Below are 19,103 nucleotides of genomic sequence, written 5' to 3' on the forward strand. Positions count from 1 at the left end.
GGCGCCGGTCTGGTCTGTCGCTATTTACTCTGAACGGTAATTAGGCGCTTCTTTCGTGATCTGCACGTCATGGACATGCGACTCGCGCATGCCGGCCGAGGTGATTTCCACGAATTCCGCTTTTTCGCGCAGTTCGTCGATGGTGGCGCAACCGCAGTAACCCATCGATTGACGCACGCCGCCCACCAGCTGGAAGATGATCGCCAGCACGCTGCCCTTGTAGGCAACGCGGCCTTCGATACCTTCAGGCACGAACTTATCGGCCTTCATGGTGGCGTCCTGGAAATAACGGTCAGCCGAACCATCGGACATCGCGCCCAGCGAACCCATGCCGCGGTAGGATTTGTAGCTGCGGCCCTGGTACAGGATCACTTCGCCCGGTGCTTCTTCGGTACCGGCAAACATGGAACCCATCATGACGGTCGATGCGCCAGCGGCCAGTGCTTTCGAGATATCGCCCGAGAAGCGGATGCCGCCGTCAGCGATACATGGCACGCCCGTGCCTTCCAGTGCTTCAGCCACGTTCGAGATGGCCGTGATTTGCGGCACACCCACACCGGCGACGATACGCGTGGTGCAGATCGAGCCAGGACCGATGCCGACCTTGACTGCATCGGCTCCATATTCAACCAGTGCCTTGGCGGCAGCAGCGGTAGCAATATTGCCGCCGATAACTTCCACTTGCGGATATTTGGTCTTGATCCACTTGACGCGGTCCAGGATGCCTTGCGAGTGGCCGTGGGCGGTATCGACCACCAGCACGTCGACGCCGGCAGCGACCAGCAGGTCGATGCGCTCTTCATCCTTGGCGCCCACGCCGACGGCAGCGCCGACCAGCAGTTTGCCCTGGCTGTCTTTCGACGCGAACGGGTGCGAAGTCGATTTCTGGATATCCTTGACGGTAATCAGGCCGCGCAATTCAAAGTCGTCGTTGACCACCAGCACGCGCTCGAGGCGGTGCTTGTTCATCAGGCGCTTGGCTTCATCGCGGTCGGCGCCTTCGGTGACGTAGACCAGCTTGTCGCGCGGGGTCATCTTGGCGCGCGCTTCGGCGTCGAGTTCCTGTTCAAAACGCAAGTCGCGGTTGGTGATGATACCGACCACGGTCTTGCCTTCGACTACAGGGAAGCCGCTGATGCCGTATTGTTCGGTCAGGGCGATCACGTCGCGGATTTTCATTTCTGGCGGGATCGTGATCGGATCGCGCAGCACGCCGGCTTCGAAACGCTTGACGCGGGCTACTTCACGCGCCTGGTCTTTCGGGTTCAAATTCTTGTGGATGATACCGATGCCGCCTTCCTGGGCCATCGCGATCGCCAGGCGGGCTTCCGTCACCGTATCCATGGCTGCGGACAGCAAGGGAATATTCAGGGTGATGTTGCGGGTCAAGCGAGTTTTGAGGGACGTATCGGCAGGCAGAACGTTGGAGTAGGCTGGGACGAGCAGCACGTCATCGAATGTGAGTGCTTTTTGAAGTAGACGCATAGCATTTCCTATTGGCGCAAAAGCAGATTATACAGAAAAAACCGACTGCCGTCCTTGCAGCATAGAAAAGATATTTGTAGATAGCAAAAAAATATTGTATAAGCGGGGCCGCAAGGCAGTCGCCCTACCCTGCATTTACCGCTTTTACACCTTCGCAGGCTTGCTGCCCGCCCGGCGCCGGCGCGCCTCTTTCGGGTCCGCCAGCAAGGGGCGGTAGACTTCCACCCTGTCATGCTCGCGCAATACGGTATCGAGGGTCTTCTTCTTGCCATAGATGCCGACCAAATTCACGGCCAGGTCGATGCCGGGCACTTCCTGCAGCAAGCCGCTCAGTTTCACGGCCTGCCCCACCGTCGTGCCCACGGGCACGTTTAATGCGCGCAGGAAGGCGCGCTCGGGCAGCGCATGGCATACTTGCACCTGGATGCTGGCCTCAGCCATAGACGGTCTCCGCGCGCTTGCAGAAGGAATCGACCATGCTGTTGGCGATCATGCCGAACACGGGGCCGATGATTTGCTCCAATACACGGCTGGAAAACTCGTAGTGCAGGTCCAGTTCTATCTTGCAGGCATCGTCGCGCAAGGCTTTAAAGGTCCACACGCCATCGAGGGTCTTGAAAGGACCGTCTACCAGCTTCATCTTGATGGACGATGGCGGCACGTTCTCGTTCGAGGTGGTGAAGCTTTGGCGCACGCCGTGGTACTGTATGCCAACGCTGGCGACCACCGTGTTTTCACCGCGCTCGCGCACTTCCACCGCACCGCACCAGGGCAGGAATTTGGGATAATCTTCCACCGCCGCCACCAGCGCGAACATTTGTTCGGCGCTGTAGCCGAGAAAAACTGATTTATGTACTACTGCCATTGAAGAACCATTTGCTATGATGTTGGATACATTGGATTTTATCGCGCTTGCGCGAGACAGTAGTTTAACCGACCCGCGCACATTTACCATCTCATGACCATAGCAGACAACAGAAAAGCATTCCACGACTACTTTATCGAGGATCGCTACGAAGCCGGCATCGTGCTCGAAGGCTGGGAAGTCAAAGCCATCCGCGACGCCCGCGTCCAGATCAAGGAAGCCTACGTCGTCGTCCGTGGCGACGAATTATTCCTGTTCGGCGCCCATATCAGCGCCTTGCCGACCGCCTCCACCCATATCCACCCGGAAGCCGTACGCACGCGCAAGCTGCTGCTGCACCGTGCGGAAATGGATAAACTGATCGGCAAGGTCGAACGGTCCGGCTATACGCTGGTGCCGTTGAACCTGCATTACAAGGGCGGCCGCGTAAAATGCGAGATCGGCCTGGCCAAAGGCAAGAAGCAGCACGACAAGCGGGCCGCTGAACGCGACCGCGACGGCGCGCGCGAAGTCCAGGCAGCAATGAAGGTACACCGCCGCTAAGCGGCATGCCCAGGCATGGCCTGCAATGCAATCAACCCGGTTCTATGCCGGGTTTTATTTTGCCCGCGATAATGATGCAGGTCGCATGGACGCATCGCGGCGGCACGGCGAAGAGAAAATAAAACGGAGAAAGGGAAGAGCTGCCGAAAACACGACGCCGATAAGGGAAGTGCTGGCAATCAGGTTGCTTGAGCTTGACTGAAAATAAGCCCTAAGCTGCCAGGAAAGTTCCGGATGCCTGCATGCTGCTATATACATCCCGCACGACTACGCAGGGACAAGCATCCGAATGAACGGTATTTACACCTTCAGAAGATCGCGCGATTTGCCCGAATCGGTCCATTCCTTGACCCATTTCGGTTGACGGCCACGGCCAGTCCATTGTTGCGATGCATCATCCGGATTGCGATAACGCACGGCCACGGTACCGGTTTTTGCACGGATGCCCGTACCCACCAAATCTTTTACCGAAACGCCGACGCTTTGAGCGATCGCCAGGATTTGCTCGCGCGCTTTGGACAAGTCGTCCTGTTCGCGTTTTTTCATTTGCTTCTTGATGTCGTCTTGCAGCGTGCGCAGTTCGGACAGGGATAAGCTGGACAGATCCATGATATTTCCTTTGCCTGGGTTGAGATTGCGTTAAAAAATATAACTCTACAGTTAAATTCTATCCAATTGTAACGCGCCTGGGGAGATTTTTTTGGAATTTTAATGTTTTTTACAATTATTTTTGCTTAAAACAGCTGTTTTCAACCGATATAAGACAAACACCCCGAATCACAGGCAGGCAACAAGTGATCAAACCTGCAAGCGAACTCCGATCCATCAACAGTTCGGGATTCAACTGCAGCAACACCATCATGCCATTTATTGTGTATCAATTTTTATTTAATTGCAATTCATGGAAGTTTATAAATTCAAATCCATGAAACATCGGGGCAATAAGCGAAAACAATACATGGGACCAATACTATCCTGTTCCGCCCCATTATCGGAGACATTCTACTGCAGAGTTAGCCTGCTTAATCTCCCCCATACGGGCGCCACTTTAATCCAAAACAAAAACAAGCGCCGCACGCCACGCATAATACCTTAATCACGCCCTTTATACGGTGAATTAAAACCCGATAGCACTGCTTCCATCAAACATGGGCCATATAGCGAGAATACTGGCGCCAAATACAAACCGCCCGCTATCAAGCGGGCGGAAGTTGCTATTGACTGCGTAGTAAGGCTTGCGCCCCGGGTGCATTACAGCACTTTGGGTTTCTGCGTTTTAACTACCTGCATGGCGGTCGCGATCAGGCCGCTCATATCACCGAGATTGGCCGGAACGATAATCGAGTTATTCGTCTTGGCCAATTGCGCAAAGGCGCCCACATACTGCTCCGCCACCTTCAGATTGACGGCATCCTCGCCACCGGGCTCGCGGATGGCAGCACCCACCTGGCGCAGCGCCTCGGCGCTCGCCTGGGCCAGCGCCACGATGGCGGTCGCCTGCCCTTCGGCGCGGTTGATCGATGCCTGCTTCTCGCCTTCCGACCGGGCAATCGCCGCTTCGCGCTCACCACTGGCGATATTGATCTGTTCCTGCTTGCGTCCTTCCGAGGCCGCAATCAGTGCGCGCTTTTCACGTTCTGCCGTGATTTGCGCCTGCATCGCATGCAGGATTTCCTTCGGCGGCGTCAAATCCTTGATTTCATAACGCAACACCTTGACGCCCCAATTCGATGCCGATTCATCGATGGCATTCACGATGGCCGTATTAATGTGATCGCGCTCTTCAAACGTCTTGTCGAGTTCCATCTTGCCGATCACCGAACGCAAGGTCGTTTGCGCCAGCTGCGTAATGGCGGCAATGTAATTCGACGATCCGTACGAGGCGCGCATGGCGTCGGTAATCTGGAAATACAAAATACCGTCGACCTGCAGCTGCGTATTGTCACGCGTAATACAGACCTGTGGCGGCACATCGAGTGGAATCTCCTTGAGCACATGCTTGTAAGCGATGCGGTCGACAAAAGGCACGACGATATTGAGTCCAGGCCCCAATACCGCATGAAATTTACCCAAACGCTCGACCACCCAGGCATGCTGCTGCGGCACCACATTGACCGTCTTGAATACGAAGACCAGGGCCAGCAATAACAAGATCAGCGTGACGCTTCCGATGCTTACTTCCATAATTTACTCTCCAGGTTATCCAACAATCAAACGACTGCCGCGTACGGCGCGTATCGTGTACTGGCCCGCCTGCGTATCGCTGCCGGGGATTAATTCGACATCCCACAGCGCACCGCGATACATCACGCGCGCCACGCCATCGACCCAGTGCGCCACTACCACACTCTGGCCGATATCCAGATTCACATTCGGATCCTGCGCCGCATCGCGGCGTGCCGCCTTGCCAAAACGGCTGCGGCGCAATAACAGGGTCGCCACCACGCCGACCACGGCGGCGGCCAGCGCCTGCCAGACGCCATTTGCGCCAGCCAGCGCCACCAATCCGCCGGCGCTAATACCAATGGCGATCATCAGCAAATAAAATGTGCCTGTAAATAACTCCAGGATCAATACCACACCGGCTGCCACAAACCAGCCTATCCAATCGGCCATGATGTTTTCCTTTACTTATATATTCCCGAAAATATAAAAACCCCCGTGGCCGATATAGGCGACGAGGGTTTTTACGATGACAAACTGAAGATATTTATTTTGCCAGACACCTATATACAAGCAGTCTAACGCAATTCCGGCCTGCGTCAATAGCAAATCAGGAGTTTCTCATTTTGCAGCGTTTATTTTTACTTGCGCTGACTTATGCCTACTTATTCTTCCAGCAGGCTGCGCAACATCCACGCAGTTTTCTCATGTAAATCCAGGCGCTGTGTGATCAGGTCTGCCGTCGGCTGGTCATTGGCCTTTTCCAGCAGCGGGAACAAACGGCGCGCCGTGCGGGCGGTCGCTTCCTGCGCCGCGACCAGGTGGCTGACCATTTCCAGCGCAGGCGGCACGCCGTCGATTTCCTTGATGGTCGCCAGCTTGACGAATTCCTTGTAGGTACCTGGCGCCGGATAACCGAGTGCGCGGATGCGTTCGGCGATCAGGTCCAGCGCGCCCCACTGTTCCGTGTACTGCGTCATGAACATCAGATGCAGGGTATTGAACATCGGTCCCTTGACGTTCCAATGGAAGTTATGCGTCATCAAGTACAAGGTGTAGCTGTCAGCCAGCAGGCCTGACAGGCCTTCCGCAATCTTCGCGCGGTCCGTTTCGGAAATGCCGATGTCGATCTTTGCAGCCTTGGTGGGTTTCTTGCTTGCCATACGAACTCCTGTCGGTTTGTAAGTGAGTGGATTCATTTTAGCTGATCTTGCACTTCCTCATCGCCAACTGCCGTGCGCCATCCCATGCCCATCTGACAGACATAAAAAAACCCGCTGCCAGGGCATGGCAGCGGGTTTTTCAACAGGCTAAAAAGCTTGCTTACGCTTTCAGCGCCGCCAGCTTTTGCCAGGTATCGATTACCGAGTCCGGGTTCAGCGACATCGATTCGATGCCCTGCTCCATCAGCCAGATGGCGAAGTCCGGATGGTCGGAAGGACCCTGGCCGCAAATACCGATGTACTTGCCGCGCGCCAGGCAAGCCTTGATGGCCAGCGCCAGCAATGCTTTGACGGCGGGATCGCGCTCATCGAAGTCGGCGGCCAGCAAGGCCATGCCGGAATCGCGGTCCAGGCCCAGGGTCAGCTGGGTCAGGTCGTTGGAGCCGATCGAGAAACCGTCGAAATGGTCGAGGAACTGGTCGGCCAGGATGGCGTTCGACGGCACTTCGCACATCATGATGACGCGCAGCTCGTTTTCACCGCGTTTCAAGCCATTCTTCGCCAGCAGGTCGATGACCTTCTCGGCCTGGCCCAGGGTACGCACGAATGGCACCATGATTTCCACGTTGGTCAGGCCCATGTCGTTGCGCACGCGTTTCATCGCTTCGCACTCCATGTTGAACGATTCGGCAAAGTCGGCCGACAGGTAGCGCGCCGCGCCGCGGAAACCCAGCATCGGGTTTTCTTCGTCCGGCTCGTAGCGCGAGCCGCCGATCAGCTTTTTGTACTCATTCGACTTGAAGTCGGACAGGCGCACGATCACCTTTTTCGGCCAGAAGGCGGCAGCGATGGTGGCGATACCTTCGGCCAGCTTGTCGATGTAGAAGGCTTTTGGCGAAGCGTGGCCGCGGGCCACCGATTCCACCGCCTTTTTCAGGTCGGCGTCGATGTTCGGGTATTCAAGGATCGCTTTCGGATGCACACCAATATTGTTATTGATGATGAATTCCAGGCGCGCCAGGCCCACGCCGGCGTTCGGCACGGACTGGAAGTCGAATGCCAGCTGCGGGTTGCCCACGTTGAGCATGATCTTGGTGTCGAGTTTCGGCAATTCGCCGCGCGACACTTCCGACACCTCCGTTTCCAGCAAGCCGTCGTAGATCTTGCCTTCATCGCCTTCCGAGCACACCACGGTCACAAACGTGCCATCCTTCAGCACTTCGGTCGCGTCGCCGCAGCCGACCACGGCTGGCACGCCCAGTTCACGCGCGATAATCGCCGCGTGGCAGGTACGGCCACCGCGGTTGGTGACGATCGCCGACGCGCGCTTCATGACCGGTTCCCAGTTCGGGTCGGTCATGTCGGCCACCAGCACGTCGCCTGGCTGCACGCGTTCCATGTCGGCCGGATCGTGGATCACGCGCACTGGGCCGGCGCCGATCTTCTGGCCGATCGCGCGGCCCGAAGTCAGCACGGTGCCGGTGCTTTTCAGCTTGAAGCGCTCTTGCACGTCGGTGGTTTTTTGCTGCGACTTGACGGTCTCGGGACGCGCTTGCAGGATGTACAGCTTGCCGTCGCGGCCATCCTTGCCCCACTCGATGTCCATCGGACGGCCGTAGTGGTTTTCAATGATGACGGCGTACTTCGCCAGTTCCACCACTTCGGTATCGTTCAGCGAGTAGCGGTTGCGCATTTCCACCGGCACGTCGACGGTTTTCACGGAACGGCCAGCCTTGGCTTCGTTGGTGAACTCCATTTTCAACAGCTTGGAGCCGATATTGCGGCGGATCACGGGCGATTTGCCCTTTTCCAGCATCGGCTTGTGCACATAGAATTCGTCGGGATTGACGGCGCCCTGCACCACGGTTTCACCCAGGCCATAGCTGGAAGTGACGAACACCACGTCCTTGAAGCCCGATTCGGTATCGATGGTAAACATCACGCCGGCCGCGCCCAGGTCGGAGCGCACCATGCGCTGCACGCCGGCCGACAGGGCTACTTCGGCATGCGTAAAACCTTTGTGTACGCGGTAGGAGATGGCGCGGTCGTTGTACAGCGACGCGAACACCTGTTTCATGGCGTCGAGCACATTGTCGATACCGACCACGTTCAGGAAGGTTTCTTGCTGGCCGGCAAAAGATGCATCCGGCAAGTCTTCCGCCGTGGCCGAAGAGCGCACGGCAAACGACATTTCGGTATCGGAATCGGCCACCAGCCTGGCGTAGAACTGGTCGATTTCAGCGGCCAGGCGTGGCTGGAATGGGGTTTCCACGATCCATTGGCGAATCTCGGCGCCCGCTTGCGCCAGGGCGCGCACGTCGTCGATATTCAAGCCGTCCAGGCGCTGGGCGATACGCTCGGCCAGCGGCAAGCCGCCATTGGCGCTGTACGACAGGAAGTCGCGGAAAGCCTGCGCCGTGGTGGCGAAGCCGCCCGGCACGCGGACGCCCGCTTCAGCCAGCTGGCTGATCATCTCGCCCAGGGAGGCGTTCTTGCCGCCGACGGATTCGACGTCCGTCATGCGCAAATGTTCGAACGAGGCGACGTAGACTGCGTCTGCGTTCCCCTGCTCCTGCTGTTGCAATGCTGCGTTGGTCATAATGACACCCTTACTGATGATAGAAATCTGTAGGCGAGGCGCACCGAACGCTGTTCTTGTTATTCTGGGCGTCGTGCAGCACAATCATACCGTTCCAACCATTTTACCTTGTGCAGCGCAAAATGACGACGCACAATCTTGATCCACAGAAGGAAGACCATGACACAAGAACCACGCCCACAGCTTCCTTCCGCAGCCCGCACCGTTTTCTTCGTTTCCGACGGCACCGGCATCACCGCGGAAACCTTCGGCCATTCGGTACTGACCCAGTTTGAACTGCGCTTCCGCCAGATCCGCCTGCCCTTCATCGACACCATGGACAAGGCGCATGATGCAGCGCGCAAAATCAACGAAGCTTTCGCCGCCGACGGCCAGAAGCCGATCATCTTTTCCACCCTGGTAAAAAGCGACCTGTCGGCCGTGATCCGCAAGTCCAGCGGCATGCATATGGACCTGATCCAGACCTTTGTCGCGCCACTGGAGCAGGAACTGGGCGTGATGTCCACGCACACCATCGGCCGCTCGCACAATATCGTCGACAGCGAGGAATACAAGAACCGCATCGAGGCGATCAATTATTCGCTGGCGCACGACGACGGCCAGTCGCACAAGAATTTGTCATCGGCCGACGTGATCCTGGTCGGCGTGTCGCGCTCGGGCAAGACCCCGACCAGCTTGTACCTAGCCATGCAATACGGTATCAAGGCGGCCAACTACCCCTTGATCCCCGATGATTTCGAGCGCGAAAAGCTGCCGACGGCGCTGCACGTCTTCAAGAACAAGATTTTTGGCTTGAGCATTACGCCAGAACGCCTGTCGGAAATCCGCAACGAGCGCCGTGCCGGCAGCAAATATGCGGCGATAGAAAACTGCCGTTATGAAGTCAATGAGGCAGAAAAGATGATGAAGCGCGAAGGCATACGCTGGTTGTCGTCGACCACCAAGTCAATCGAGGAAATCTCTACCACCATCTTGCAAGAGATTAAACCAAACCGGCGCGAGTATTAATTATTACCTTTGATTGTCACTTCGCTTCGCTAGCCAGCACCGTCAGCGCCGCCACCAGCTGATCGAGGTCACTGATCGTCGTGGTGGTCGCCACAGTAGCCCGTAATACCTCGGTGTAGCCGATATTGCGGGCCACCGTGAAGATGCCAAAACGCTGCAGCAGCGCCTGTTGCAACTCTTGCGCACTCATGCCATCGATGGCAAACGCCACCAGCGCCGTTCCTTCATCCGCCTCCAACGGCGACAACAGCCGCAAGCCAGGCAAGTGCGCCACGCGGCTGACCCAGTAGTTACGCAGGCTGGCCAGGCGCGCCGTCTTGGCGGCGGTGCCGCCCACCCTGTCATGAAACTCAAACGCGGCCGGCGCCGCCAGGATCGCCCCCACCGCCGGCATGCCTGCGTGCAGGCGGCAGCGGATATCATCCGGCGGATAATCGCGGTCGCCGAAATGCGGCTCGATCTTGTGCAGCTGCGCGGCGCGGATATACACGAAGCCGATGCCCGGCGGCGCGCCCAGCCATTTATGCAGGTTGAACCCTGCAAAATCCACGCCCAGCTGCTGCACATCGACCGCCACCTGCCCCAGCGCATGGGCGCTATCGAGCAGCACGTCGATGCCGTGTTCGCGCGCCAGTGCGACGATTTCGCGCACGGGCGCTTGCTGGCCGTTGGCCGGATACACCTGCGACAACAGCAGCAGCTTGGGCCGCACCGCAGTGCGCATGGCAGCCGCATAAACGGCGATCAGCTCGTCGCGGCTGATCGGTAAGGTCAACGATATTTCAACGGGCGTGACGCCGCGCCGCTGCTGCAGCGACTGCATGGCGTAGCGCATGGCGGGATAATCGAGATTACTCCATAACACGCTATCGCCTGGCTGCAGGCCGTGATACTGGCCGATCAGCACCTGCATGGATTCGGTAGCGCTGCGCGTCAAGAGGATTTCGTGCGGCTGCGCATGGATCAATTCGGCCAGCTTGCTGCGCAAGACTTCCACATGCGTGTGCACGAATTCACCGCGCAGAAAGGGGCTTAACTGCTCATTCGCATGGCGTATGCCCTGCTCGTACGCGGCATGCACGGGTGCTGCCATGGCGCCGAAATAACCGTGTTCGAGGTTGATCACGCCAGCTGGCGGCGTCGGATACAAGGCCGCGATGTCACGCCACCAGTTTTCATCTTTCAGTTCATCTTGAGACGCAAGGTGGTGCGGCATGGCGGGCCTTTCATCATTGTTCAGGACAGGTTCTGGCGTACCTGTTCAAAGAAGCAGACGGCGGCGCAGGCAGCCACGTTCAGCGATTCGATCTGGCCCAGGTGGGGAATCACCACCTGGTGCGTGGTCATCGACAGCAAGTCGTCGGCGACGCCCTGCCCTTCGTGGCCAAAGACCCAGGCGACGGGCTGGCGCAGGTCAACGTCATATACGCGCTGGGTGGCGTAACCACTGGTGGCCAGGGTCGCTACCTTCGAGGCCGACACCAGTGCGGCCAGGTCGACGTTTTCAAAGATATCGAGCACAAAATGGGCGCCCATGGCGGCGCGCAGCACTTTCGGAGACCAGCAGAACGCCGTGCCGGCGCTGCAATACACTTGCGTGATACCGGCGGCGGCCGCACTGCGCAGTATCGAACCCACGTTGCCCGGATCTTGCAGGTTATCGAGCAGCACGGCCGATACAGTCACCGGCTGCGTGACGGCGCGCTCGGGCGTGGCGATCAAAAACATCACGCCGACGCCGTGCTCCACCTGGCTGACGGCGTTATACAGCGCGTCGGGCAAACCGAGTACGTGCGCGCGCTGGCTTTCCAGCTGGCCGATGATCTCGGCCACTTCCGGGTTTTGCAGCGCGCTTTCGCTGACGATGCATTGCTCGGGCAAGCCGCGCAGCTGCAGGTAGGACTGGCACAGATGCACGCCGTCGAGCAGGGTGCGGCCGGCCTTGCGGCGCGCCTGCGAACTGCCCGCCAGTTTTACCAGGTCCTTGTATTGCGCGTTATCGCGCGAAGTGATCGTCTTCATGCCACCACCTCCTGTCCGCCAAACAGGGCAATCACATTGCGCACGGGCGCAAACGAGCGGCGGTGCACGGGCGAGGCGCCGTGCAGGTGTAAACGCTCCAGGTGCAGCTTGGTGCCATAGCCCTTGTGCTGGTCGAAGCAGTATTCGGGATAAGCCGCATGCAGATGCACCAGGGCGGCGTCGCGCGCCGTCTTGGCCAGGATCGACGCGGCGGAAATGGCATCGACCTTGTCGTCGCCGCCGATGATCGCCATGCCGCGGATCGGCATCACGGGGCAGCGGTTGCCATCGATCAGGGCCAGGGTCGGCACGGTGGACAAGGCTTCCACGGCGCGGCGCATGGCCAGCATCGACGCCTGCAAGATGTTGAGGCTGTCGATCTCTGCTTCCGATGCTTCGGCAATCGCCCAGGCCAGGGCCTTGGCCTTGATTTGCGGCGCCAGCAGGTCGCGCTTGGCTTCGCTGAGTTTTTTCGAGTCGCGCAAGCCCTCGATGGGCTGCGCCGGGTCGAGGATCACGGCGGCGGCAAACACGGGGCCGGCCAGCGGACCGCGCCCTGCTTCGTCGACGCCGCAAATGATTTCATCGAGCGAGAATGGCAAGTCGTCAAACAGGCCCGGATAGAGATTTTTCACGTTGAATCTTTATGTACTTTGATGGATTACTGCCGGTTGGCGGCAATGACCTGCATCACCGCGTTGGCGCTTTCGTGCGCGCTGTCGCGCAGCAGGCTGTGGTGCATGTCCGTAAAGCGTTGTACCAGGCGCAGACGGCCTGGCACATCGCTCAGCTGCTGCCACATGGCGTCGGCCAGCGCTTGCGGGCTGGCCGCGTTTTGCAGCAGTTCCGGCACCAGGTAGTCGCGCGCCAAAATGTTCGGCAGACCAATCCAGGGCTGATAGCCCATGTGGCGCATGATTTCCCACGAAGCGCGCATCATCTTGTAGGCGATGACCATGGGCTTCTTGTACAGCGCCACTTCCAGCGAAGCCGTACCGGACGCCACCAGCACCGCATCGGCGGCGCAGATAGCCGTGTGCGAGCCGCCATCGGTCAGCAGGATTTCGACATCCTGCAAGCCCGCTTGCGCGACCAGTTGCAGGAAATACTGGCGCTGCTTTTCTCCGGCCATGGGCGCGACGAAACGCAGCGAGCGGTCACGCTCCAGCAACAGCTTGCACGCGCCGACAAAGGCCGCCGTATTGTATTTGAGCTCGCCCATGCGGCTGCCCGGCATCAGGGTCACGACGTTCGCATCCTCGGGCAAGCCCAGGGTGCGGCGCGCAGCCGCTTCGTCGGGCTGCAAGGGAATCATCTCGGCCAGCGGGTGGCCCACATAGGTAACGGGCACGCCTGCCTTGCGGTAAATCTCTTCCTCGAACGGAAAGATTACCAGCATGTGCGAGACGGCCTTGATAATTTTCTTGATACGGCCGCCGCGCCAGGCCCAGATCTGCGGCCCGATGTAGTGCACGGTGGGGATGCCGGCTGCTTTCAGCTGCATCTCCAGGCCCAGGTTGAAGCCCGGGTAGTCGGCGCCGATGAACACGGCGGGCCGCTCGGCGATCAGCTGGTCGCGCAGCGCGTTCTGGATGCCCTTGATTTCGCGGTAGCGGGGAATGATTTCAAACAGTCCCCGCACCGTCAATTTGTCGAGCGGCCAGTCGGAAATGAATCCCTGCTGCGCCATGTGTTCGCCGCCGATGCCGTGGAAGCGCGCACCGGGCAGCTGCGGCGCCAGGCCGGACAGCAAGCGGCTGGCCAGCAGGTCGCCCGACACCTCGCCGGCGACGATGGCGACCGACAGGCCGCCAGCCGTGTCAGCGGACGATGCCACGCGAGGCCACACCGAGGAATTCGCGCATGGCGCGGATATGCTCCGCCGCTTCCGGCGAGGCCACTTCTTCTTCGAACAGGGCTGCCTTGGCTTCTTCCAGGGTGAGTCCCGAACGGTAGATCAGCTTGTAGGCGGTGCGGATGCCGTTGATCTGCTCGCGCGTAAAGCCGCGCCGTTTCAAGCCCTCGATATTGACGCCATGCGCCTGTGCCGGATTGCCGTTCAGGAGCACGAAAGGCGGCACGTCCTGTGTCAGGCTGGTGCTCATGCCCACAAAAGCATGCGCGCCGATCTTGCAGAACTGGTGCACGTTCGAAAAACCGCTCATGATGACCCAGTCGCCGATTTCCACGTGGCCCGCGAGCTGCGCGTTGTTCGAGAAAATCGTGTTGCTGCCGACCAGGCAGTCATGCGCCAGATGCACGTAGGCCGAGATCCAGTTGTCATTGCCCAGGCGCGTCACGCCGCCGCCCTGCACCGTGCCGGTGTTAAACGTGCAGAATTCGCGGATGGTGTTGCGGTCGCCGATTTCCAGGCGCGTCGCTTCGCCCGCCCATTTCTTGTCCTGTGGCTGCGCGCCGATCGACGAGAACTGGAACAGGTGATTGTCGCTGCCGATGGTGGTATGGCCGTCGATCACGACATGCGGCCCCACCTTGGTGCCGGCGCCGATGCGCACATGCGGGCCGATGATGGAATACGGCCCCACCTCGACCGAGCTATCGAGCTCGGCCTTGGAATCGACTATCGCCGTGGAGTGGATGCCCGCCATCTTACTGCCCCGCAGGCTGGCTCGCGTCCTGCGAGCTGCGGATGGTGCACATCAGTTCCGCTTCCAGCGCCACCTTGCCATCGACCGTGCCGACTGCCTTGTATTTCCAGATGCCGCGCGACACGCGCAGGATTTCCACGTCCATCTTCAGCTGGTCGCCCGGCTCCACCGGACGCTTGAAGCGTGCATTGTCGATGCCGACGAAATACACTACCGAATTCTCATCGGGTTTCACGCCCATCGTCAGGAACGACAGCAAGGCGGCCGTTTGCGCCAGCGCTTCGATCATCAGCACGCCCGGCATCACCGGTTTGTGCGGGAAGTGGCCCTGGAAGAATTCTTCGTTGACCGTCACGTTCTTGATGGCGGTGATGCTCTTGCCCGATTCCCAATCCAGCACGCGGTCAACCAGCAGCAGCGGATAGCGGTGCGGCAGCAGGGATTTGATGGCCAGGATGTCGAGGGTCTTGTTTTCAGTAGTCATTTTTCGTCTTGCTTGGTCAGTGTTTTAATTGTTTTTTCAAGCGCGCGTATCTTCTCGCGCATGCTTGAGAGGTTGCGCACGATGGCGGCGCTCTTTTCCCAGTCGGCGTTCTTCGCCAGCGGATAAAAGCCGGTGTACTGGCCCGGCTCCAGGATCGACCGCGACACCATGCTGCCCGAAGAGACATGCACCTTGTCGGCGATCGTCAGGTGGCCCAGTACCATGGCAGCACCGCCGAAGGTGCAGTACTTGCCGATGATGGCGCTGCCCGCCACGCCGACGCAGCCGGCCATGGCCGTGTGCGCGCCGATATGACAGTTGTGGCCGATCTGGATCTGGTTGTCGAGCTTTACGCCATCCTCGATCACCGTATCGGCCAGGGCGCCACGGTCGATGGTGGTGTTGGCGCCGATATCGACATCGTCACCGATCACTACCCTGCCCGTTTGCGGAATCTTGATGTAGACCCCGCCCTCATTGGCAAAACCGAAGCCGTCGGTGCCGATCACGGCGCCCGAATGGATGATACCGCGCTGGCCGATCACGCAGCGCGCGTGAAACGTCGCATTCGCCAGCAACTGCGTGCCGGCGCCAATGACTGCATCACGGCCCACCACGCAGCCAGGACCGATCACGCAACCGGCGCCAATCACGGCGCCCGCTTCGATCACGGCGTTGGCGCCGATGGACGCGCTTGGGTCGACCTGCGCGAGCGCATCGACCACGGCGCTGGCATGGATGCCGGCGGCCGGTTTGATGTCATGCAAGGCAGCGAAAAACTGCGCCGCACGCGCGAAGTACACATAGGGATTCGGTGTGACGATGCGCGCGCCGGTGTATTCATCGCCGATCAGCGCGTTGTCCGCCGGCGTGAGGATCAGCGCCGCGGCGCCGCTGCTGGCCGCCTGCGCGCGGAATTTACTATTGCTGAGAAAGCTGATGTGCGAAGCACCGGCGTCCGTCAGCGGTGCGATGCCTGTCACTTCCAGGTTGGGATCGCCCGCCAATTGACCACCGAAGCGTTCGACCAATTCTCCTAGTCGAGTGCCCATCTATGAAACCCTTATAAAAACGCCTGCCACTGCCTACTGCGCGGCGCGATTTGCGGTCTCCGATGCTCACTGTGCATGCGCACAGCTCCGCTTCTCAACCACAACTCACATCCGCTCGCTACGGCACTGTCAGGCGTGAAACCGTACTGTTACTTGTCCAGCGCCTTCAAGACCTTGTCGGTAATGTCGATGCGCGGGCTCGCCCACAGGGCTTCCTGCAGGACCACGTCATAGCCTTCGACATGCGCCATCTGCTGGATGATGGTGTTGGCCTTTTCCGCGATGGCGCTGCGCTCTTCGCTGGTGCGCTGGCTCAGGTCTTCGCGGAATTCGCGCTGGCGGCGCTGCAATTCCTTGTCCAGCTCGAAAAATTCACGCTGACGCTTGGCACGGTCGGCCTCGCTCAGGGTCGGCATGTCTTTTTCCAGCGCCTCGTTGGCCGCCTTGAAGCGGGCTGCCAGTTCCTGCACCGCTTTTTCGCGCGAGCGGAACTCTTCGGCCAGCTTGGCGCTGGCCAGCTTGGCCAGCTTCGATTCGTTATAAATACGTTCGCTGCTGATCCAGGCGATCTTCGACTCTTGAGCCTGCGCCTGCACCGGCAACAGCGCACTCCAGCACAATGCAATCACGGCAAGGGACTTGGGCAGGGTAGCGGATGCGGTGTTCATGATACTCCATGGTCAAAAAGTAAAAGCTGGCGCACCTGTTCGAGATGGCCGGTCAGAAACCGGTACCCATCTGGAACTGGAAACGCTCCAGGCGGTCTGTCGGCTTGGCGTTCAGCGGTTTGGCATAGCTCAGCTTGAGCGGGCCCACCGGCGAAATCCAGCTGATCCCCAGACCAGTAGAATAACGCAATTGCGAGAGACGCATCTTTTCGCCTTCCTGGTAGACCTGGCCGCTATCGACAAAGCCGAACCAGCGCAAGCTGCGGTCATTGCCCGAACCGGGGAATGGCAGTTGCAGCTCGGCGCTGCCGATCATGCGCGAAGCGCCGCCCAGCGCATCGCCGGTGGTCGGATCGACCGCACCCAGCGAGGAGCTCAGGTAGCCACGCACCGAACCGATACCACCGCCGTAGAAGTTCTTGAAGACCGGGTACACATGGTCGCCAATACCGTGGCCGTAATCGAATTCACCCTTCAGTGCCAGGGTCATCTTGCTGGTCAGCGGACGGAAATACTGATGCTCATACACGGCACGGAAGTATTTCTGGTCGCCGATCACGTCCACTTCCAGGTTGACGCGCTGGTAGCGGCCTACCGACGGCGTCAACGCGCTGTCGCGGTTGTCGCGCTGCCATGCCGCCGTCAGCGGGATCGAATTGGTGGTCGCGGCGCCGATACCATCGGACGGGCCGCCATTGTCGATCACATACTGGCGGAAGCGCGACGGGCTGGTCTGGTCGGTTTCCACGCGTGTACGCTCGGCACCGATACCGAAGAAGATGGTATCGGCTTCCGAGAACGGCACGCCGTAACTGACGCGGCCACCGGTTTGCTTGATCTTGTAGCTACCGATGTTCAGCGCCGGCGGTTCGGTGGTACGCAGATACAGCTCGAAGCTGCGCGAAATGCCGTCATCGGTGTAGTACGGATTGGTTTGCGACACGGCGATGGTGCGGCTGTAATGGCTGGTATTGACTTCCAGGCCCACCGTATTGCCGCTACCGGCGAAGTTGGCCTGCGAAATCGAGGCCGACAAGGTGAATTTTTCCGATTGCGAAAACGCGCCGCCGATCAGGAAGTTACCGGTCGGTTTTTCCACCACGGTCATGTTGACGTCAACCTGGTCGGTCGTGCCCTGCGCTTCCGGCGTATCGACGGTCACGTCCTTGAAATAGCCAAGGCGGTCGACGCGGTCGCGCGACAGCTTGATCTTGTTGCTGTCATACCAGGACGATTCGAACTGGCGGAATTCGCGGCGGATCACTTCATCGCGGGTAGTCGTATTGCCGGCGATATTCATGTGGCGTACGTAGACGCGCTTGCCCGGATCGACGACAAACGTAAACGCCACTTCATGCTTTTCACGGTTGATATCGGGATTCGCATTGACGTTGGCAAACGCGTAGCCGAAGGTAGCCAGGCGGTCCTGGATGCGCTTGTTGGTGGCCGTCAGGCGCGCGCCCGAATAGATATCGCCGTCATGCATCAGGTTCAGCGCCTTCAGCTCTTCTTCGCGGCCGAACATTTCGCCTTCGAACTTGGTCCCCGAGACCTTGTACTTCTCGCCTTCGGTGATGTTGATCGTCAGGTAGATGTCTTTTTTATCGGGCGTGATCGATACCTGGGTCGAATCGACCTGCATCTCGATATAGCCACGGTCCAGATAGAAGGACTTGAGCGATTCGATGTCGCCCGTCAGCTTGGTCTTCGAATACTGGTCGGCCTTGGTGTACCAGCTGAACCAGCCGCCCGTGTTCAGGGCCAGCTGCTCGCGCAATTCCTTGTCCGAGAATGCCTTGTTGCCGACGATATTGATCTGCTTGATGCGCGCGACTTCGCCCTCGTCCACCGCAAACACCACGTTGACGCGGTTACGCTCGATCGGCGTGACGGTGGTGGTGATTTTGACGCCATACAGGCCGTGCGACAGGTATTGGCGCTTGAGTTCCTGCTCGGCGCGGTCGACCGACGCCTTGTCGAAGATCTTCGCTTCGCCGACGCCGATTTCCTTCAAGGCCTTGACCAGCACGTCTTTTTCAAATTCCTTGGTGCCCGTGAATTCCACGGTAGCGATGGCCGGACGTTCCTCGACCAGCACCACCAGCACGTCGCCATCGACTTCCAGGCGCACATCCTTGAAAAAGCCCGTCGCATACAGCGCCTTGATGGCCGCGACGCTCTTCTCGTCGGAGAAGGTTTCTCCCACACGCACCGGCAGGTAGCTGAAGACGGTGCCCGCTTCGGTACGCTGGATCCCTTCGACCCGGATGTCCTTGACAGTGAACGGCTGAACGGCCAGCGCATGGCCGGCACAGAGGGCCAAGACGGCGCCGCCGATCAGGCTGCGGCGAAAGGAAGGCAAGACAAAACGAGCAGAATGTAATTTCATTGGGGTTATTCAATGGTAAATCAATGGACAAACATACACAAAGATTGCTTGTG

The 19,103-nt window shown here is 59.1% G+C and carries 19 protein-coding genes; 2 read left to right on the forward strand and 17 right to left on the reverse strand.

Features of this window, described 5'->3' with window-relative positions; translation table 11 throughout:
- Positions 1-24: 24 nt before the first annotated feature.
- The 3 genes from guaB to ACL9RI_RS21915 all read right to left on the reverse strand — a co-directional run bounded on the left by guaB (position 25) and on the right by ACL9RI_RS21915 (position 2,350).
- Positions 25-1,485, reverse strand: a complete 1,461-nt coding sequence (gene guaB, locus ACL9RI_RS21905; RefSeq protein ID WP_183676543.1) for an IMP dehydrogenase — start codon at positions 1,483-1,485, stop codon at positions 25-27.
- A gap of 144 nt (positions 1,486-1,629) precedes the next feature.
- Positions 1,630-1,926 carry an RnfH family protein gene (locus tag ACL9RI_RS21910; protein ID WP_422728613.1) on the reverse strand — a complete coding sequence of 99 codons (297 nt, stop codon included), beginning with the start codon at positions 1,924-1,926 and terminating at the stop codon, positions 1,630-1,632.
- A complete protein-coding gene (locus tag ACL9RI_RS21915; RefSeq protein ID WP_183676541.1) occupies positions 1,919-2,350 on the reverse strand; it encodes a type II toxin-antitoxin system RatA family toxin in 432 nt (143 codons plus the stop codon). Before ACL9RI_RS21915 ends, ACL9RI_RS21910 begins: the two co-directional genes overlap by 8 nt.
- Positions 2,351-2,443: 93 nt before the next feature.
- Between ACL9RI_RS21915 and smpB the strand changes: the two genes are divergently transcribed.
- Positions 2,444-2,893, forward strand: a complete 450-nt coding sequence (gene smpB / locus ACL9RI_RS21920) for an SsrA-binding protein SmpB (RefSeq protein WP_076569810.1) — start codon at positions 2,444-2,446, stop codon at positions 2,891-2,893.
- 300 nt (positions 2,894-3,193) lie between these two features.
- Here smpB and ACL9RI_RS21925 read toward each other — a convergent pair whose 3' ends face one another.
- The 5 genes from ACL9RI_RS21925 to ppsA form a co-directional block, all read right to left on the reverse strand.
- The gene (locus ACL9RI_RS21925; protein ID WP_183746024.1) at positions 3,194-3,502 is read right to left on the reverse strand and encodes an H-NS family nucleoid-associated regulatory protein; all 309 of its coding nucleotides are present in this window, start codon (positions 3,500-3,502) and stop codon (positions 3,194-3,196) included.
- A gap of 642 nt (positions 3,503-4,144) precedes the next feature.
- The gene (locus ACL9RI_RS21930) at positions 4,145-5,077 is read right to left on the reverse strand and encodes an SPFH domain-containing protein (protein WP_183676538.1); all 933 of its coding nucleotides are present in this window, start codon (positions 5,075-5,077) and stop codon (positions 4,145-4,147) included.
- 15 nt (positions 5,078-5,092) lie between these two features.
- Positions 5,093-5,509 carry an NfeD family protein gene (locus ACL9RI_RS21935; protein ID WP_422728614.1) on the reverse strand — a complete coding sequence of 139 codons (417 nt, stop codon included), beginning with the start codon at positions 5,507-5,509 and terminating at the stop codon, positions 5,093-5,095.
- A 212-nt stretch (positions 5,510-5,721) separates the two neighbouring features.
- Positions 5,722-6,219 carry a Dps family protein gene (locus ACL9RI_RS21940; RefSeq protein ID WP_422728615.1) on the reverse strand — a complete coding sequence of 166 codons (498 nt, stop codon included), beginning with the start codon at positions 6,217-6,219 and terminating at the stop codon, positions 5,722-5,724.
- 160 nt (positions 6,220-6,379) lie between these two features.
- Complete coding sequence (gene ppsA / locus ACL9RI_RS21945; protein WP_422728616.1) at positions 6,380-8,818, reverse strand: phosphoenolpyruvate synthase; 2,439 nt, start codon at positions 8,816-8,818, stop codon at positions 6,380-6,382.
- A 159-nt stretch (positions 8,819-8,977) separates the two neighbouring features.
- Between ppsA and ppsR the strand changes: the two genes are divergently transcribed.
- A complete protein-coding gene (gene ppsR, locus ACL9RI_RS21950) occupies positions 8,978-9,826 on the forward strand; it encodes a posphoenolpyruvate synthetase regulatory kinase/phosphorylase PpsR (protein WP_183676534.1) in 849 nt (282 codons plus the stop codon).
- A gap of 16 nt (positions 9,827-9,842) precedes the next feature.
- Here ppsR and ACL9RI_RS21955 read toward each other — a convergent pair whose 3' ends face one another.
- The 9 genes from ACL9RI_RS21955 to bamA all read right to left on the reverse strand — a co-directional run bounded on the left by ACL9RI_RS21955 (position 9,843) and on the right by bamA (position 19,050).
- A complete protein-coding gene (locus ACL9RI_RS21955) occupies positions 9,843-11,042 on the reverse strand; it encodes an aminotransferase class V-fold PLP-dependent enzyme (RefSeq protein ID WP_422728617.1) in 1,200 nt (399 codons plus the stop codon).
- A 20-nt stretch (positions 11,043-11,062) separates the two neighbouring features.
- A complete protein-coding gene (locus tag ACL9RI_RS21960; protein ID WP_422728618.1) occupies positions 11,063-11,848 on the reverse strand; it encodes a TrmH family RNA methyltransferase in 786 nt (261 codons plus the stop codon).
- Positions 11,845-12,483: a ribonuclease HII gene (rnhB, locus tag ACL9RI_RS21965; RefSeq protein ID WP_422728619.1), complete on the reverse strand. Its 639-nt coding sequence runs from the start codon at positions 12,481-12,483 to the stop codon at positions 11,845-11,847. Before rnhB ends, ACL9RI_RS21960 begins: the two co-directional genes overlap by 4 nt.
- A 26-nt stretch (positions 12,484-12,509) precedes the next feature.
- Positions 12,510-13,685: a lipid-A-disaccharide synthase gene (gene lpxB, locus ACL9RI_RS21970; protein ID WP_422728620.1), complete on the reverse strand. Its 1,176-nt coding sequence runs from the start codon at positions 13,683-13,685 to the stop codon at positions 12,510-12,512.
- Positions 13,669-14,457: an acyl-ACP--UDP-N-acetylglucosamine O-acyltransferase gene (gene lpxA, locus ACL9RI_RS21975; RefSeq protein ID WP_422728621.1), complete on the reverse strand. Its 789-nt coding sequence runs from the start codon at positions 14,455-14,457 to the stop codon at positions 13,669-13,671. Before lpxA ends, lpxB begins: the two co-directional genes overlap by 17 nt.
- A gap of 1 nt (position 14,458) precedes the next feature.
- Positions 14,459-14,941: a 3-hydroxyacyl-ACP dehydratase FabZ gene (gene fabZ, locus ACL9RI_RS21980; RefSeq protein WP_183676526.1), complete on the reverse strand. Its 483-nt coding sequence runs from the start codon at positions 14,939-14,941 to the stop codon at positions 14,459-14,461.
- A complete protein-coding gene (gene lpxD, locus ACL9RI_RS21985) occupies positions 14,938-15,993 on the reverse strand; it encodes a UDP-3-O-(3-hydroxymyristoyl)glucosamine N-acyltransferase (RefSeq protein ID WP_422728622.1) in 1,056 nt (351 codons plus the stop codon). The genes fabZ and lpxD overlap by 4 nt, the downstream gene beginning before the upstream one ends.
- Positions 15,994-16,142: 149 nt before the next feature.
- Positions 16,143-16,661, reverse strand: coding sequence for an OmpH family outer membrane protein (locus ACL9RI_RS21990; RefSeq protein WP_183676524.1), 519 nt, complete (start codon positions 16,659-16,661; stop codon positions 16,143-16,145).
- A 52-nt stretch (positions 16,662-16,713) separates the two neighbouring features.
- Positions 16,714-19,050 (reverse strand): outer membrane protein assembly factor BamA, encoded by a 2,337-nt coding sequence (gene bamA / locus ACL9RI_RS21995; protein ID WP_422728623.1) that lies wholly within the window; start codon positions 19,048-19,050, stop codon positions 16,714-16,716.
- Between the last annotated feature and the right edge of the window lie 53 nt (positions 19,051-19,103).

This window comes from Janthinobacterium sp. Mn2066 (assembly GCF_049319705.1).
Taxonomy (GTDB): Bacteria; Pseudomonadota; Gammaproteobacteria; order Burkholderiales; family Burkholderiaceae_D; genus Janthinobacterium.

Bases quoted from the DNA above. Each gene is read 5' to 3' on its own strand.
- guaB (WP_183676543.1), bottom strand. From the start codon at position 1,485: ATGCGTCTACTTCAAAAAGCACTCACATTCGATGACGTGCTGCTCGTC.
- ACL9RI_RS21910 (WP_422728613.1), bottom strand. From the start codon at position 1,926: ATGGCTGAGGCCAGCATCCAGGTGCAAGTATGCCATGCGCTGCCCGAG.
- ACL9RI_RS21915 (WP_183676541.1), bottom strand. From the start codon at position 2,350: ATGGCAGTAGTACATAAATCAGTTTTTCTCGGCTACAGCGCCGAACAA.
- smpB (WP_076569810.1), top strand. From the start codon at position 2,444: ATGACCATAGCAGACAACAGAAAAGCATTCCACGACTACTTTATCGAG.
- ACL9RI_RS21925 (WP_183746024.1), bottom strand. From the start codon at position 3,502: ATGGATCTGTCCAGCTTATCCCTGTCCGAACTGCGCACGCTGCAAGAC.
- ACL9RI_RS21930 (WP_183676538.1), bottom strand. From the start codon at position 5,077: ATGGAAGTAAGCATCGGAAGCGTCACGCTGATCTTGTTATTGCTGGCC.
- ACL9RI_RS21935 (WP_422728614.1), bottom strand. From the start codon at position 5,509: ATGGCCGATTGGATAGGCTGGTTTGTGGCAGCCGGTGTGGTATTGATC.
- ACL9RI_RS21940 (WP_422728615.1), bottom strand. From the start codon at position 6,219: ATGGCAAGCAAGAAACCCACCAAGGCTGCAAAGATCGACATCGGCATT.
- ppsA (WP_422728616.1), bottom strand. From the start codon at position 8,818: ATGACCAACGCAGCATTGCAACAGCAGGAGCAGGGGAACGCAGACGCA.
- ppsR (WP_183676534.1), top strand. From the start codon at position 8,978: ATGACACAAGAACCACGCCCACAGCTTCCTTCCGCAGCCCGCACCGTT.
- ACL9RI_RS21955 (WP_422728617.1), bottom strand. From the start codon at position 11,042: ATGCCGCACCACCTTGCGTCTCAAGATGAACTGAAAGATGAAAACTGG.
- ACL9RI_RS21960 (WP_422728618.1), bottom strand. From the start codon at position 11,848: ATGAAGACGATCACTTCGCGCGATAACGCGCAATACAAGGACCTGGTA.
- lpxA (WP_422728621.1), bottom strand. From the start codon at position 14,457: ATGGCGGGCATCCACTCCACGGCGATAGTCGATTCCAAGGCCGAGCTC.
- fabZ (WP_183676526.1), bottom strand. From the start codon at position 14,941: ATGACTACTGAAAACAAGACCCTCGACATCCTGGCCATCAAATCCCTG.
- lpxD (WP_422728622.1), bottom strand. From the start codon at position 15,993: ATGGGCACTCGACTAGGAGAATTGGTCGAACGCTTCGGTGGTCAATTG.
- ACL9RI_RS21990 (WP_183676524.1), bottom strand. From the start codon at position 16,661: ATGAACACCGCATCCGCTACCCTGCCCAAGTCCCTTGCCGTGATTGCA.
- bamA (WP_422728623.1), bottom strand. From the start codon at position 19,050: ATGAAATTACATTCTGCTCGTTTTGTCTTGCCTTCCTTTCGCCGCAGC.